Here is a 15,119-nt window from a genome sequence, read left to right as displayed (position 1 = left end):
CAAACAAAAAACACTTAGCTCTTCCCTAAGCGTTTTGATTATTCACATACGTATTGGCAGGTTTCGCATCAAACTTTGCCAGTTTTTCCTGATTTAACGGCAGGCTGATCGTTGCCACCGTCCCTTTATTCACAATGCTTGAATAATGGACAAGCCCACCCATGGCAGCGATGATCCGCATGGACACGGATGTACCGAGCCCGGTCCCCTGATCCTTTGTCGTGAAAAAGAGGGTCCCGATTCGTGCAATCTGTTCTTTCGTCATGCCTTTCCCTGTATCCGTGACGGTGATGATCACCTGTGTATGTGTGACTTCGAGGTGAATGGTGACACTGCCTTGTGGAGGAGTTGCCTCAATGGCGTTCTTGATGATATTGACGAATGCTTGTTTCAATTTATTCCTGTCTGATAATAAATAACCATCTTCCCTCAAGTCTGCCTCAAGATATACCCCTTCCTTCAATGCGTAGGCATTGAGGAGGACGGTGACATCTGAAAGGACTTCTTTGACATTGATCTTCTCGACCTTTTCAAGCTCCGGCTTGGCAAAGTTCAAATAATCATTGATAATGTCCTCTGCCCTTCCCAATTCACTTAGTACGATCTTCAAATATTCTTCGTGATCACCTTTGACCTGTTTTTTCATTAATTGAAGGAACCCTTTCACAACCGTCAGGGGATTGCGCACTTCATGAGCGATGGAAGCTGCGAGTTCACCAAGAGTATTGAGTTTCTCCGACTTCATGATTTCTTCCCGCATTACCTTCTTTTCAATCATCCATTCACTCAATTGAGCTGCGAGTCCCACTCCCAGCACCTGGATCCCGCCGAATATAAGGACATAGATTCCCATCTCCCGGTTACCCGAAACAGGGACACCGGAAATGAAGGCAAAGGAAAGCAGGATGCCGAGCATGACCAGAGCCGGCCAAAAACCCAGTAACACCGCAAATGTCACTCGCTTTCGTGGAGGGAATGTCCAAAAACGATTGGAAATCAAAAATGGCAGGATCCCGGCCAGAAACGCACTGATGAATCCGAAGACAATCGCATCACCTCCATGGATGATACGTGCCGCCAAGATAAACAGAAAGACAATGACCCCGGCTTTCCTACCTCCGTACAACATGGAAAGAACCAATGGGATATACCTGAAATCCCAATACAATCCGAAGCTTTCATAGGCGAAAATCAAACACATGAAAGCGGCAATCCCATGTAATACACCAATGAAAACAGGGGATTTCCCTAGCCTGTGATTTTCCAGGAGAGAGGTTTGAATGAGAACAGGAGCCAATATAATCAGTACATGTAATAATAATTTCTCAATCAGCATCGAAATGTCTCCCAGAAAAAAGTATTACTTTACACATACGACAAAATTTAGATAAATCCTTTCTCCATAGACATAAAATTACAAAAAAAGTCATAGGGACGGACCCCGGCAATCCTGCCCGGGGTCCGTCCCTCATAAGAGGGTTAATTCAATTGTCCTTTATAGGTGAGGTCTTTGGGTTCGAGGTGGTTGTAATGGCCTTGAAGTATCTTCTGTATATCCCCGATGGTTTGCTGTATCTGTACACTTTGTCCTTTCACCTTGGTGAATTCCTCCGCTACATAAAAAGGCTGACTCAAGTAAGCTTCGAGTCTCTCCCCTATTTCGAACAGCTCAAGATCTGATTCCGGGATTTTTTCCTTCCCGATCGTATTCATCAAGACGCGGATTTCTTTATATCGCCTTAATACTTTCTTTGCCTTCTTATGGGTCGCAGCGTGGCTTGCATCCAAAGCTTCGTCTTCGAGCAGGATGGATGTCGACTGAACGGGATGGATGGCCGGGTACATCCCACGGGTAGCGAGATCTATGTCGAAATAACACAAGGTATCAAGTGGACCAAACGGGTCATCTTCATCGACCGCTTCTCCGCTTGGATCAAATAAAATGGTTGTGATGTCCGGATAGCCCTCTGCTTCAAATCTCTCTCTCAATTCATACAGCTCCCCTGAGACGATAAACGAACGATCAACATACAAGAGGATACTTTCCTTATCCCCCACCAACGAAACCTCCGCAAAGGCATCCCCGATCGTGTGGCATTTCGCATCGACGAATCCTTCAAGGTCACTTAAACCGGGATAGGTTTGATCCGGAGTTAATAAAATGGCATGGTAACCCTTCTCCTTCAACACTTGTGTCATTTCAGCCAAAACAACAAATTGGCCGACCTGGGATCTCGCAACGAATCCGTTGGTCCCCCCCTGAACAATGGGTGCAAATAAATCAAGCGGTTTAATCCCCGTTTCGATCATACTAACTTTCCCTCCTTGAATAATTAATTCATCCAACGTGCAATTTGCCAGGTTTGCAAGGGTCACGATCGTTTTCACCTCGGCGCGTCCAACCGATATTTTTCCTGTACATAAATTTGACACAGTGGCAGGCCTTAATCCCACCGTTTTGGCCGCAGATGTGAGATTCGGTACACGCTTACGCAGCAATGAAACATTTAACCTTAAATGTTCTTTCATGGTAAATATCCCCTCCTTACTTTATAAGGTAATCTATTTTACCTTTAAAAGCAATAACTTTTTAACTCAAAGCGTAATTTTTTTACTTTTAAAAGTAAAAACTAATCATCATTTCTCATTCCTCTTTTATATTAATCTTAATTTCTCTTATATTATTGTCCTAAATAAACAAGGTCCTACTTATAATGAAAAATAAGATTCTTTATTTAAAAGGATGAAAGCAGATGAAAAATACGAAATTACCCGAAACGCCCAAAATCCAGCGCATCGTCATCGAGATGATGGTCGCTTTCTTTGTCCTGTTTTCCATCATCGTGTACTGGCTGCCTGTTGAAAAGGCCACACCACCCCCTTTCTTGCAAAAGGAAAATGAGCGTCCCCTTGTCATTGCCCATCAGGGGGGAAAACATCTTGCACCAGGGAATACCATTGAAGCGTTCCAAAATGCCGTGGATCTTGGAGCCGATGTCATCGAAACGGATATACATATTACCAAAGACGGCCAATTGGTAACGATTCATGATCCCACAGTTGATGCGACAACGGACGGACGTGGATATGTAAAGGACTACACATTGAAAGAGCTCCAACGGCTTGATGCGGCATACTATTTCCAAGATCTGAAGGGGGATTACTCATTCAGGGGTAAACATGTATATGTCCCTACCCTAGAGGAAGTCTTTCAGCGTTTTCCCGATATGAGGGTCAATATTGAGGTAAAAGATGACAACCCGGAAGAACGGATAGAGGAAATGGTACAGAAGTTAATAAAACTGATTGAAGAATACGATATGGAGGATAAAGTCCTCATCGCCTCATTCGACCAGGACATCATCAATCTAGTCGAAGCCTACTCCAATGGAAGGGTCGCCACACAAGGTGGCAAACAAGAAGCCAAGAAATTCGTCATCCTGCACAAACTGTTCATGCGAAATCTTTATAAAACGAGTGTCGACGCTTTTCAACTTCCCCTTCAAGAAGGAAATCTGGACCTTACACAACCGATTCTGATCTCAGGCGCACATCGCATCGGCCTTCAGGTACATTACTGGACCGTCAACGACCGGGAAACGATGGAAAGACTCATAAACCTCGGTGCAGACGGCATCATTACAGATCGACCTGATTTATTATTGAACCTACTGGAGGAGAGATAATACTTTCTTCTCTGAGAAAAGGGTATGATATAAAGATTCCTCACCAAAAACCTACAAAAAAATTACAAATATAATGGTAATGTTCATACTATTGACCTATATAAGTGTTTGTCAATCTCTGTTAGGCTTAAATTAAGTCAAATGACGAAAGAAGAATAAATATGACAGTAAATGTGTTTTTAGACGACTATCGACACTGTCCACAAGGGTACATTCTCGCGAAGGATATCGATGAATGTATTGACCTGCTTCTTAATTATTCTATCGCTCATCTTTCACTGGATCACGACTTAGAGAGTAAGACACGTAATGGTTTAATGCTCGTCCACTACATGGTGGAAAAACAGTTATTTGCAGAAAGAATCACGATTCATTCCGCAAACTCTGGCGCGGGCAAGAGAATGTTCAAGTATTTAAAAGAGGCACAGAACGACCGGAAGATGCCTCAGTCCATCCAAATTCTATTACGGCCATTGCCTCTAAGATGAGTTATCATATATAAAGAACTGTTCCCTGAACAGTTCTTTTTTTGTCAATTTATTTAATTTGGTTTTTTCTTACTTTATAATGGAGAATAGAGAATTTTATTTAAAGAGGGTTACATTATGGGTTTTCTGAAAAAATTTCAATTTGTCGGGGGAAGGATTGCTAAAACGGGACTTGCCGTTTTCCTTACCGCCCTCGTATGTGAACTGTTGAACTGGCCGGCGACCTTTGCCGTCATAACCGCCATCGTCACCATTGAACCGACGGCTGCCAATTCTATCAAAAAAGCGTACGTCCGCTTTCCGGCATCGGCTATCGGTGCTTTATTTGCCGTGATCATCACTCATACGTTAGGGGCCCACGCCCTTACCTATGCCCTGGTCGCGCTCCTGACGATCATTACCTGCCATAAGCTTCATCTGGGTGCGGGTATCCTGGTCGCTACATTAACGGGAATCGCTATGATTCCCACGATCCATGATCACTACGTAGCAACGTTTTTCATCCGCCTTGGAACGACTACAATCGGGCTGATTGTATCGACTTTGGTCAATCTGTGGATCCTTCCACCCAAGTACAGCAACACAATCTCAACCAATATTCATAATCTCTATTTCAAAACGGGAAACCTGCTGGAAAGAAGGGGCTCTGAGGTCCTCCAGAATCATTCTCTGCACAGAGAGACGAAATTGATATTCAATGATATTTTAAGGGAGATTGATGTGACGGATACTCTTTGCGAATACCAGAAAGAAGAATGGAAGCTCCACCGCTCCAACCGTCAGGAAATGCGCTGCTTCCATTATGAATATAAGAAGCTGAACATCTTGAGACAGATCCTATTTCATATCGGTAACATCATCTATCTACCCGTCCACTACTCTTTCAGTGAAGAAGAAAAGGAACGGATCATGGATGCAACATTAAGTTTAAAAGGAATTATGCACCACCCTTCCTTTGATATTCCCGATCAGCATTTCACCCTTATGAAGAATTTATTGGAGGAATTCTGGGAGGATCAGGAGGGGCTTCATATGAAACCATTTCAATCCATGAAGCATCACTTCTCCTGCGAAACCATCATGCTTTATGAACTGTTATCCATTCATGACCTTATTGAAGAGCTGAGTGAGATTCATCTCCTTGAGGCACAGCATCGTAACGTATTGGAAAAAGCACTGTACCCTGAATGATGATTCATATCTTCTTACAAAGCTCTTTTCGTAAACCTTGTTGCTATGTAAGGTAGCGAGTAGTGGTTGATTTCCGCTGCAGGTGCTCGCTTTCCGCGGGGCGTGAGTTGAGCCTCCTCGGGCTTTGCCCTGCGGGGTCTCAAGATCCAGCTACGGTGGCTAGCCCCTCGAGGTCATAAGCTAAATGGTCCAAGAAGGCAAAAGAACGCCTTCTTAGCCCATTCATCTTATGCTTGTCGGGGCTGAGCAAGCCACCTTCGCTTTACAGGCTTTCCCGCTATTCCCGTCGGAGTCGAGCACCTTCCGCTACAATCAACTTTATTGGTATCGAGGATTAATTTACTTCTGTACACCTCTAGAAAACATCATTTTCAGTGTGTGGAATGGTCGATTTCAGCTTGAATAGTAAAATGCTGTTTCATTCGTTTTTTCACTGGTAAGCTCTGTCACGCTATCTCATTTAGATGGGGAGGGGAACGGCGTAGACTCCTGCGGAAAAACGGACGAGACAAGACCCCGCAGCGAATGCGAGGAGGCTTGGCCGTTCGTCCGCCGGAAAGCGAAGCCGTTCCCCTCACCATCTATCCATACACACATAGACAGAGCCTCAGTAGTTCCTATGTTAGAAAACAACCATCTTTACGAAAAGAGCTTTTTACAAAAACGAAAAAATCCGAACGAATTCGATATTCAAAGAATGTCGAGTCACGTTCGGATTTCTTTTGTATGAAACGGATTTGTCTAAAAGCCTTATTTCAGGGCATTATTCGCTAACATTGCAATGACCATATCATCCATTGGAGGGTTATGAAGCCCTGCTCTCACATCACGATAATAGCGCTGCATGGAATTGGTCCGGAAGAGGCTCCTTGCTCCCACGATCCTCATGGCAATGTCCACGATATGAAAGGCGCTGTTTGTGACAATGTGCTTAACAGAAGAAAGTTCTGCAGCCATATCCCCCCGCTTTGCAGGCTCCCTTACCCACTTATCTGCCACGGAATACAGAATCTGCCTGGCTTTAAACAACTCTAGCTCAATTTCACCGATTTTCCGCTGGACCTCAGGAACATCCTTGATCGGGCCGGGCAGACTGTTCGGGGAGTAGTCTTTGGCAAACTGGATGGCATCATTACGTGCGGCCATCGCTACTCCTATATAACAGGCAGGGATATGAAGCAGCCATGCCTTAGGAAGATCACCCTTCCCTTGGTCGCTGTCCCGCTCCACGAGGGAAGAAGATGGTAACTGGACGTCCTTAAGAACGAGGTCATCGCTCCCTGTCCCCTTCATGGAAATCGTATCCCACGTCTCCTCGATGCTCACGCCTTCCAAGTCATGATCCACAAGGAAGAATCCTTTCTCCTCCGTATCACCGATCACAGCCGATACTAAGGAATAGTCCAGCACTCTCGCCATTGAAGTAAAGGATTTCCGGCCTGTTATTCTCCAGCCCTTTTCGGTTTTGATCGCCTTGGTCTGAGGAAGTCCCCCACGTGTCGGACTGCCCGTTGCCGGTTCTGTGGCCGCACGGTTCACGAGAGCTTTGTTTGAAACAATCTTCTCACACAGATCCTTGAAGATCGCTTCCTCCCAGGCACGGGTCTCTGTAAGCTCCATCAATCCCCCCAAGTGCCAGCCAATGGACAATGCCGTGGCGGCATCCCCTGTTGCCAGTCTCTCCTGGATCATCACAAGCTCATATAAATTGATCTCTTCTCCCCCATATTCTTTCGGAAGAGACAGACTCCCGTATCCACTTTTTTTGAGGTCGCCGAAATTTTCATAAGGGAACGCATCCTCTCTATCGTACTTCTCCCCTCGTTCTGAAAAAGTATCGGCAAGTTCCCCGGCTAAGTCAACCAATTTCCTTTGGCGTTCATTCTGTATAAACGATTGATATACATCCAATGAAACAGCACCTCCCAATGATAAAATGACGCTTCTCTTCTCCGTTTATCATAATCAATTTCGCTGCCCGACTCAAAGATAAAGCTTACTAATCTGATCGGGTTACATTTTCTCCTTAAATCGAATAATTGTTTTTGCAATGAACATTCTATAAATAACATCACACACACTAAGGAGGAGATGACCTTGAGCGACAAACGCAATAAATGGTACATATTGATTCTGATGCTCATATCGTGGGTATTCCTCTTATTGGCAGGAAAAGAAACCTTAAAACGATATTTACCCGCCTCCATGTTCATGTCACTTCTTGTGTATTCTGAAAATGTGCTGGCAGAGAGAATCCATTGGTGGACCATCTCAACAAGGCTTTTCCCGAGAGTAAACGGCGTTATGCCATTTGTCATCGGGGTTTTCCTGACAGGATCGGTGTGGATCCTTAAGTTCACTTATCAAAACATATACCTTTATGTATTCGTCAACCTTCTTGTTGATACATTTTTCACGTACCCTTTTTATTCCCTTTTCAAAAAACTGGGTGTGTGGAAATTAACCCATTTAAAGCAATACAAGCTATCTCTTCTGTTTTTCATGAAATCACTGCTCATGTATGCTTTCCAAAAATATATCGGGGAAAAGCTTTATTCAAAAATCAAAGCCCCACTTCAATAAAAAACCTGTTGCCACAATGGCAACAGGTTTCTTTTTTTGTAGATTATGATGCATTTTCTTTATCTTCGACTTTGTATTCCTGCTCCCAAAACTCTGCATTTTTGATACCGAGTTTTTTCGAGTTGAAGACCGGATCAAGCCCCTGCTTCTTCTGTTCTTCGTAATCTTTAAGCGCTCTGAGTGCCGGTTTGGCAAGGATGAGGATCGCGATCAGGTTCAGCCATACCATAAGCCCAAGTCCGATATCTCCCAACGCCCACGCAAGGGCAGCTTCTCTTACCGCTCCGTAGAAAGTGGCTCCAAGAAGGACTACCTTCAGGATCACCATGGCCACCTTCGAATTCTTGCCTCTCATCAAGTAAGCCACATTCGTCTCAGCCATGTAATAGTATGCCATGATCGTCGTAAAGGCAAAGAAGAATAAAGCGATCGCGACGAATGATGCCCCGAATCCAGGAATGACGGATTCAATGGCAGCCTGTGTATAGCCAGGACCCGCTTCAATACCATCGAGATTGTTTGCAAGCATCGTCCCGTCAGGACCTTCCGTATTGAATGAACCCGTAAACAGGATCATGAATGCTGTTGCCGTACAAACAAGAAGGGTATCAATATAAACCGAAAACGCTTGAACCAAGCCTTGTTTCGCCGGATGTGAAACCTCTGCCGCCGCAGCAGCATGGGGTCCTGTACCCTGACCTGCTTCGTTGGAATAGATTCCGCGTTTTACTCCCCACGATACAGCCATACCGATGATACCGCCGAACACAGAATCGGCACCGAATGCACTTTTGAAAATGAGGGCAAAAACAGCCGGTATTTCAGCAATATTCATTCCAACGATGATAAGGGAAAGAAGAATATACGCAATGGCCATGAATGGCACAACGTACGAAGCCACTCCCGCAATACGTTTGACTCCACCAAAGATGATGACACCGATTAACACGACAAGACCGATACCTGTTACCGTCGTGTTAAGGCCAAATGCATTTTCCAGTCCCAATGCAATCGAGTTTGACTGGATCCCCGGCATCAGAATGCTCATAGCGAGTAATGTCGCAAATGAGAATAATACGGCATACCACTTCCAGCCAATACCCTTCTCAATATAATAGGCTGGTCCACCGCGGTATTCCCCGTCCTGCTTCACCTTATAAATTTGAGCCAATGTCGACTCAATAAAGGCACTGCTTGCACCGATGAAGGCAATCGTCCACATCCAGAAGACGGCTCCCGGACCACCGAAGGCGATGGCAGTAGCCGTACCGGCGATATTCCCCGTTCCTACACGTCCGGATAATGAAAGAGCCAAAGCCTGGAATGAAGACACCCCTGCACTTGAGCTTCCACCCTTAAACATTTGAACCACCATATCTTTAATCAACCGGACCTGCAAAAACTTCGTTAAAATAGAAAATAGTAAGCCTACGCCTAAACAAAAATAAATCATGACCGGGGACCAAAGGATCCCTACGAGCTTGCCAACGAATTCTTCCACGGCATTTCCCCCTTTTATTTTTATAAAAATTTTCTAACTATTAAGAATTATATTTTATTTGACACAATATAGACAATCCTTTTTTATGACGAAAATTTCCTAAACGTAGAAAAACCCTTATATGCCAAGACTTTATACTCGCAAAAAAATTTTGGGGCATTCTATAAAAGAGGTGATAAAATGTCGAAAAAAAAACTTCTCGTCCCTGAATCCCGAGCCGCAATGGATGAGCTCAAAGCGAGAGTGTCGGGTACACTGGATCCAAAGGAAGCCAAATATGAAATCGCAAAGGAACAGGGTATCCCTCTTCAAAGAGGTTATAATGGGAAATTAACGTCTGAACAAGCGGGCAAGGTCGGAGGATCAATCGGTGGTAATATGGTGAAAGAACTTGTCAGAATGGCCCAGGAGAATATGTCAAAAAAATGATCATTCAAAAAGCTGACATACGCTTGATGTCAGCTTTTCTTCTTATGGAGTATTTCTTTCAAATGGTCAAGATCCTCATAGATGGCCTCTTCCAGGGACCGATTATAGAAAATCGAAGCTGGATGAAAAGTTGGAAAGATGGAATACGTTTCATCACTCCAGGTCCATTCATTAGAATCGAGATCTTTCAACCGCCTGACCTTCGACTGGATCAACCGGCCATGACAGTCCGAAATCGTATATTTCCTCCCCACTAATCTTTGCAACCCTATATTCCCCAACGTGACAAGCTGCTTCGGCTTCACATGTTGGAGCTCATAATCCAATATCGGTGCATGGGCCAGCTGTTCCTTAAGGATCGGTGCCCTGTTGTATTTCTTTTCGATCATTTCATTGTCTACGCTTTTCTTTTGTACAATTTTGTAAGGTCTGCTCCTGACCGTAGAGGTGAAGTAAATATCTTCCCTTTCTAATCCGAGGTAATGAAAGAACTGATCGAGTACCTTACCTGCTCTCCCAGTGAAGGGCATCCCATTATGAATTTCGGTTTCCCCGGGTGCCTCCCCGACAATCATAATGGTAGGGTTTATCGGTCCCCTTCCATGGACAAAGCCTTCACAGTCATACCCTTTCATCCGGTCTTTACAGAGATTCACCAGTGTTTCCGGTATCACGCACATCATCCTTCACTTCTTATTATTTTCGTTATTCCCGATGTGGATGGAGTCTACACATTCACATGTTTAATTCCCTCTCAGAAAAGGAATAGTATGGATAAAAGAAAGATTAAAGGAGATGGATGGATTGTCACAAGCTGAACTGAAACAACAAATCTTAAAGGTTCTTGACGAAAGCAAAGTAGGTACGCTGGCGACTGTGAAGAATAATAAGCCTCATTCCCGCTATATGACGTTCTCGCATGATGAACTCACTTTATATACGCCAACGAGCAACGAAACGCATAAAACCGATGAAATCGAAGATAATCCCAATGTCCACATCCTCCTCGGCTATGAAGGGGAAGGATACGGAGACACTTTCGTTGAAATCGAAGGACGCGCTTCCGTCGAAGATTCTGCCCGTTACAAAGAAAAACTATGGAATGACCATATGAAGAGATGGTTTGAAGGCCCAGATGATCCCAATTACATCGTCCTGAAAATTCAGCCGACAGCCATTCGTCTGATGAACGATGATGAAGATTCTCCGCAGTCGCTTGAATTATAAATAAAATGATTCCTTGACATGTTATAAGATTAATGATATATTTAGTTATTGTAATCTTGTAACATACATTGAAACGATAGAGAAGATAATTCGTAATTCTATTCTGTTTTGATTTAACAACTTATTCACACTGGATCGGCTTCGGAGCCGTTAGGATGTAAGAGAGGTAGGGCTTACGTCGTTTAGGTATATCAAACGACTCAAGGAATTGCCCGCGGCTGTTTATTATCTGCAAACAACGTTCAAGATATAAATATATTACTTGTGATGTTGCAAGTTACAGAATTGCCTTTATCCGATTAAGGGCAGTAGCAAAGGGATCGCTAACGGGATGATTAGCCCCTTTATAAGGAAAAACACCTCAAAAGCGCTGACTTTTGAGGTGTTTTTTTGTGTTCTCGTTGATTCTTCCCTGTCTTCTGCCTTCTCAACCGCTCTCCTTCAACTGGCTGTGATACAACCCATGATAAAAGCCCTTCGTCTTAAGAAGCTCATCATGAGTGCCCTGTTCAATGATTCTTCCTCCATCAAGGACCAGGATTTGATCAGCCTGCCGGATCGTGTTAAGGCGATGCGCCACCACTACGCTCGTCCGTCCGTTCATCAACCGTTTGAGGGCATCCTGGATCTTCAGCTCCGTAATGGTGTCGATACTACTCGTTGCTTCATCCAGGATCAGGATGGACGGATTGGAAAGGATGGCCCTCGCAATGGACAACAGCTGTTTTTGACCCTGACTGATCCCGCTTCCATCCGCCCTCAGCATCGTATCGTAGCCCTCGGGCATCTTCTCGATGAAGGTATGGGCATTGGCGAGCTTAGCGGCATCCTTTACTTCGTCATCGCTCGCATCGAGCCGGCCATAACGGATATTGTCGGCAATCGTCCCCTGGAAGAGGAAGCTATCCTGAAGAACGAAGCCCATCTGCTGACGTAAGCTTTTCCGTTTAATGGCCTGAATATTTTGACCGTCGATCTCTATCCTGCCTTCATTCAGCTCATAAAACCGGGATAGTAGATTCGTGATCGTTGTCTTACCAGCCCCTGTCGGTCCGACCAGGGCAACGGTTTCACCGGGACGAATGGAAAAGGATACATCCTCAAGCGTCTGATCTCCTTTTTCATAGGAGAACGACACATGTTGAAACTCGACCTTTCCTTCAACGGACTCGATTCCCACGGCATCTCCTTCGTCCTTCGCTTCTTCCTCTTCATCTAAAATTTGAAATACACGCTCGGCACCTGCAATCGCTGAGAGGAGCGTGTTATACTGATTCGCAAGCTCATTCAACGGCCGCGTGAACTGCCTCGCATACTCTGCAAATATGACAATGACACCGATCGTGATCATGCCATTCAGGGCAAAGACCCCTCCCACTCCGGCAATCACGGCAAAGCTGAGATTATTCAGCACGTTCATCAGTTTCGGGATGAAACCGGAATACGTATCCGCCCAATAGGCAGCTGTCTTCAGCCTCTGATTCTTTTCACCGAATTCTTTGATGGCCGTTTCTTCCCTGGAAAACGTTTTGATGATGCTGTGACCAGAGATGGTTTCTTCGATATATCCGTTCATTTCACCTATATTGTGCTGATATTGTTTAAATAAGCGGCCTGTCCGTTTCGTGATCCACTTCATGCCAAAGACCATGAGCGGGACAATGGTCAAGGTAATGAGAGTGAGGAGCGGGCTTAACCAAAGCATGATCGAGACGGTCCCCACTAATGTAAGGACACTGGATATGATTTGAATGAATGAGCTATTCAAGGTGGCACTCACATTGTCAATATCATTGGTCACCCTGCTCATCAGTTCACCATGCTTCCGTTTATCAAAGAAAGGGATGGAGAGTTGATGCAATTGATGGAAGAGGTCCTTCCGCAACCTGTATACCGTATCCTGAGCGACACCGATCATCCAATAATTTTGAAACCACACGGAAAGAGAATGCAGGATGTACACCGCAACCAGGCCTGTGATCAGTCCCACCAGCCCCGATGTCTCCTTCGTGACGATATAGTCATCAATCGCCTTCCCCACAAGAAAGGGGCCGAGAAGTGCCGCTGCCGAACTGATGAACACCATTAAAATGACCAGATACAAAATGACCTTCATTTTGGAAAGGTAGTTCCACAGGCGTCGAAGTGTCCCTTTTGCATCTTTTGCCTTGTCGTTTTCCCCCAATTTCTTTCGTATATGCCTAGACATGATGGATTTCCCCCTCTCCGAATTGAGACTGGTAAATCTGTTGATAGAGAACGGAATCCTCTACCAGGGACTGGTGGGCCCCTTCCCCGATCAATCGTCCATCTTCCAACAGCAGAATAAGATCGGATTCCATCGCCGTACTGACCTTTTGAGTGATGATCATGGTTGTACACTCATATTTCTTCAATGCTTGAAGGAGCTTCGACTCTGTTTTCAAGTCCAATGCACTCGTACTGTCATCCAGCAGGAGGATCTTCGGTTTTCGAATAAGGGCCCTGGCAATGGAAAGCCTTTGTTTCTGACCTCCAGAAAGGTTGACCCCTTTTTGCCCGAGGACCGTATCATATCCGTTCGTGAGATTCAGGATGGTTTCATGGATTTGGGCATCTTTTGCCGCTTGAATCATTTCTTCCCTTGTGGCATCTTCCTTTCCCCACAAGAGATTTTCTGAAACCGATCCAGAAAACAGGATGACTTCCTGAGGGACATATCCGATATTTTTTCTTATTTCCCCCAATGGGATGGTCCGGATTTCCCGTCCGTCCAATTGAACGGTTCCCCCTGTTGCATCATACAGACGGGGGATGAGCTGAAACAGGGAGCTTTTACCTGATCCCGTAGCCCCTAAAATGGAAACGGTTTGTCCCGCTCCCACCTTAAAGGAAACATCCCGAAGCACGCTTCCCCTGGTGGATGGGTATTGAAACGATACATCTTTAAAAGATATTTCTCCTCTGACCACTTTGTTGCGAGAGTCTACCTCCGTTCCATCCTTCAAGTCAATCTCCGTTTCAAGTACTTCCTCGACCCTTTCAGCAGAAGCCCTTGCTCTTGAAAAGCTGGTGATGATAAAAGAGAATATGGAAAAAACAGATGAGATTCTCGTGACATAGGTGACAATCGCCACTACTTCCCCAACCCTGGTACCACCAGAGGCCACATCAATACTTCCGAACCATAGAACGGAAAGAAGGGCAAGGTTCATGACAAGCATCAAGAGAGGCATAATGATCTCCATGAACCTGAGGGCACGCACCGTTCGATCCTTCAAATCTTCATTCGCTTCATGAAAACGGCTTTCTTCATGCTTACTCCTCGTATACGCTTTGATCAACCTCATTCCGGAAAGGTTTTCCTTCATGACCTCGTTTACTTTATCGAGCCTTGATTGAACTCTTTCAAACAGACTCCACCCGCGTTTCAACACCCAAAATAGGAACAGCCATAACACCGGAATCACAACGATTAGAATAAGCGCAAGCCGGGCATTGACGATCAGGGCCATGATGGTGGAACCCACTACAAGCAATGGAGCCCTTAGCATGATCCTGAGGCTCATGAAGATCGTATTTTGGAGCTGCCTGACATCATTCGTCATTCTCGTGATGAGAGAAGAGGCCGGAAGCTTATTAAAACTCGCAAACGAAAACGACTGGACTTTCCTATACAGACTTTCCCGCACATCATATCCGAATCCCTGACTCGTATGCGCAGCAAAAAATGAGTTCGTCACACCTGAAAAGAAGGCAACGAGAGACATCCCGACCATGATGAATCCCCATTTCAACACGGTGTCCAAGTCTTTGTTCAGAATTCCTTCATCAATGATCCGCGCCATGAACAGCGGATTCAGTAGTTCTACTGCAAGCTCTACCAGCATCAGACTCCAGGCAACGGCCATGGCAGCACGGTAAGGCTTTAAGAAACGTATGACCTTCAAACGAACACCCCTCTAAACAAATATCTGCCATTATTTATATGTATCATCATATCGTTTTTTTATGCAGGGTGGTAGTTGGAAGCAC

13 protein-coding genes are annotated in these 15,119 nt (G+C 44.9%); 6 read left to right on the top strand and 7 right to left on the bottom strand.

From position 1 onward, the window contains the following. Positions 1-25: 25 nt before the first annotated feature. Both M1J35_RS04815 and M1J35_RS04810 read right to left on the bottom strand, forming a co-directional pair. Positions 26-1,282, bottom strand: coding sequence for an ATP-binding protein (locus M1J35_RS04815; RefSeq protein ID WP_371928740.1), 1,257 nt, complete (start codon positions 1,280-1,282; stop codon positions 26-28). A gap of 197 nt (positions 1,283-1,479) precedes the next feature. Then, positions 1,480-2,529 carry an ATP synthase beta subunit C-terminal domain-containing protein gene (locus tag M1J35_RS04810; RefSeq protein ID WP_159361119.1) on the bottom strand — a complete coding sequence of 350 codons (1,050 nt, stop codon included), beginning with the start codon at positions 2,527-2,529 and terminating at the stop codon, positions 1,480-1,482. A gap of 224 nt (positions 2,530-2,753) precedes the next feature. On the opposite strand from M1J35_RS04810, the gene M1J35_RS04805 reads away from it, so the two are divergent. The 3 genes from M1J35_RS04805 to M1J35_RS04795 all read left to right on the top strand — a co-directional run bounded on the left by M1J35_RS04805 (position 2,754) and on the right by M1J35_RS04795 (position 5,365). After that, positions 2,754-3,686, top strand: a complete 933-nt coding sequence (locus M1J35_RS04805; RefSeq protein WP_254652876.1) for a glycerophosphodiester phosphodiesterase family protein — start codon at positions 2,754-2,756, stop codon at positions 3,684-3,686. Between the two features lie 161 nt (positions 3,687-3,847). Then, complete coding sequence (locus tag M1J35_RS04800) at positions 3,848-4,174, top strand: cyclic-phosphate processing receiver domain-containing protein (RefSeq protein WP_224521535.1); 327 nt, start codon at positions 3,848-3,850, stop codon at positions 4,172-4,174. Positions 4,175-4,291: 117 nt separating this feature from the next. Beyond that, positions 4,292-5,365: an aromatic acid exporter family protein gene (locus tag M1J35_RS04795; RefSeq protein ID WP_061809994.1), complete on the top strand. Its 1,074-nt coding sequence runs from the start codon at positions 4,292-4,294 to the stop codon at positions 5,363-5,365. A 750-nt stretch (positions 5,366-6,115) separates the two neighbouring features. Here M1J35_RS04795 and M1J35_RS04790 read toward each other — a convergent pair. After that, on the bottom strand, positions 6,116-7,276 hold the full coding sequence (locus M1J35_RS04790; RefSeq protein ID WP_254652875.1) for an acyl-CoA dehydrogenase family protein: 1,161 nt from the start codon (positions 7,274-7,276) through the stop codon (positions 6,116-6,118). 186 nt (positions 7,277-7,462) lie between these two features. On the opposite strand from M1J35_RS04790, the gene M1J35_RS04785 reads away from it, so the two are divergent. Then, positions 7,463-7,948 carry a hypothetical protein gene (locus M1J35_RS04785; protein ID WP_224521538.1) on the top strand — a complete coding sequence of 162 codons (486 nt, stop codon included), beginning with the start codon at positions 7,463-7,465 and terminating at the stop codon, positions 7,946-7,948. A 43-nt stretch (positions 7,949-7,991) separates the two neighbouring features. Here the strand turns inward: M1J35_RS04785 and M1J35_RS04780 are convergent, their stop codons facing one another. After that, positions 7,992-9,449, bottom strand: a complete 1,458-nt coding sequence (locus M1J35_RS04780) for an alanine/glycine:cation symporter family protein (RefSeq protein ID WP_254652874.1) — start codon at positions 9,447-9,449, stop codon at positions 7,992-7,994. A gap of 180 nt (positions 9,450-9,629) precedes the next feature. On the opposite strand from M1J35_RS04780, the gene M1J35_RS04775 reads away from it, so the two are divergent. Next, a complete protein-coding gene (locus M1J35_RS04775) occupies positions 9,630-9,878 on the top strand; it encodes an alpha/beta-type small acid-soluble spore protein (protein ID WP_254652873.1) in 249 nt (82 codons plus the stop codon). Positions 9,879-9,907: 29 nt separating this feature from the next. On the opposite strand, the gene M1J35_RS04770 is transcribed toward M1J35_RS04775, so the two are convergent. Beyond that, the gene (locus tag M1J35_RS04770; RefSeq protein WP_371928738.1) at positions 9,908-10,558 is read right to left on the bottom strand and encodes a uracil-DNA glycosylase; all 651 of its coding nucleotides are present in this window, start codon (positions 10,556-10,558) and stop codon (positions 9,908-9,910) included. A gap of 124 nt (positions 10,559-10,682) precedes the next feature. Between M1J35_RS04770 and M1J35_RS04765 the strand changes: the two genes are divergently transcribed. Further along, positions 10,683-11,105, top strand: a complete 423-nt coding sequence (locus tag M1J35_RS04765; RefSeq protein WP_254652872.1) for a pyridoxamine 5'-phosphate oxidase family protein — start codon at positions 10,683-10,685, stop codon at positions 11,103-11,105. A gap of 427 nt (positions 11,106-11,532) precedes the next feature. Here M1J35_RS04765 and M1J35_RS04760 read toward each other — a convergent pair whose 3' ends face one another. Both M1J35_RS04760 and M1J35_RS04755 read right to left on the bottom strand, forming a co-directional pair. Further along, entirely contained in the window at positions 11,533-13,314 is a 1,782-nt protein-coding gene (locus M1J35_RS04760; RefSeq protein WP_254652871.1) for an ABC transporter ATP-binding protein, read from the bottom strand. After that, positions 13,307-14,995 (bottom strand): ABC transporter ATP-binding protein, encoded by a 1,689-nt coding sequence (locus tag M1J35_RS04755; protein ID WP_254653684.1) that lies wholly within the window; start codon positions 14,993-14,995, stop codon positions 13,307-13,309. The genes M1J35_RS04760 and M1J35_RS04755 overlap by 8 nt, the downstream gene beginning before the upstream one ends. Positions 14,996-15,119 lie beyond the last annotated feature (124 nt).

The organism is Rossellomorea sp. KS-H15a (genome assembly GCF_024195245.1).
Taxonomy (GTDB): domain Bacteria; phylum Bacillota; class Bacilli; order Bacillales; family Bacillaceae_B; genus Rossellomorea; species Rossellomorea vietnamensis.
The sequence above is the reverse complement of the archived record's forward strand: the minus strand, read 5'-3'. Positions and strand labels throughout refer to the sequence as shown.

Bases quoted from the DNA above. Each gene is read 5' to 3' on its own strand.
- M1J35_RS04810 (WP_159361119.1), bottom strand. From the start codon at position 2,529: ATGAAAGAACATTTAAGGTTAAATGTTTCATTGCTGCGTAAGCGTGTA.
- M1J35_RS04770 (WP_371928738.1), bottom strand. From the start codon at position 10,558: ATGTGCGTGATACCGGAAACACTGGTGAATCTCTGTAAAGACCGGATG.
- M1J35_RS04800 (WP_224521535.1), top strand. From the start codon at position 3,848: ATGACAGTAAATGTGTTTTTAGACGACTATCGACACTGTCCACAAGGG.
- M1J35_RS04760 (WP_254652871.1), bottom strand. From the start codon at position 13,314: ATGTCTAGGCATATACGAAAGAAATTGGGGGAAAACGACAAGGCAAAA.
- M1J35_RS04755 (WP_254653684.1), bottom strand. From the start codon at position 14,995: ATGGCCGTTGCCTGGAGTCTGATGCTGGTAGAGCTTGCAGTAGAACTA.
- M1J35_RS04805 (WP_254652876.1), top strand. From the start codon at position 2,754: ATGAAAAATACGAAATTACCCGAAACGCCCAAAATCCAGCGCATCGTC.
- M1J35_RS04795 (WP_061809994.1), top strand. From the start codon at position 4,292: ATGGGTTTTCTGAAAAAATTTCAATTTGTCGGGGGAAGGATTGCTAAA.
- M1J35_RS04775 (WP_254652873.1), top strand. From the start codon at position 9,630: ATGTCGAAAAAAAAACTTCTCGTCCCTGAATCCCGAGCCGCAATGGAT.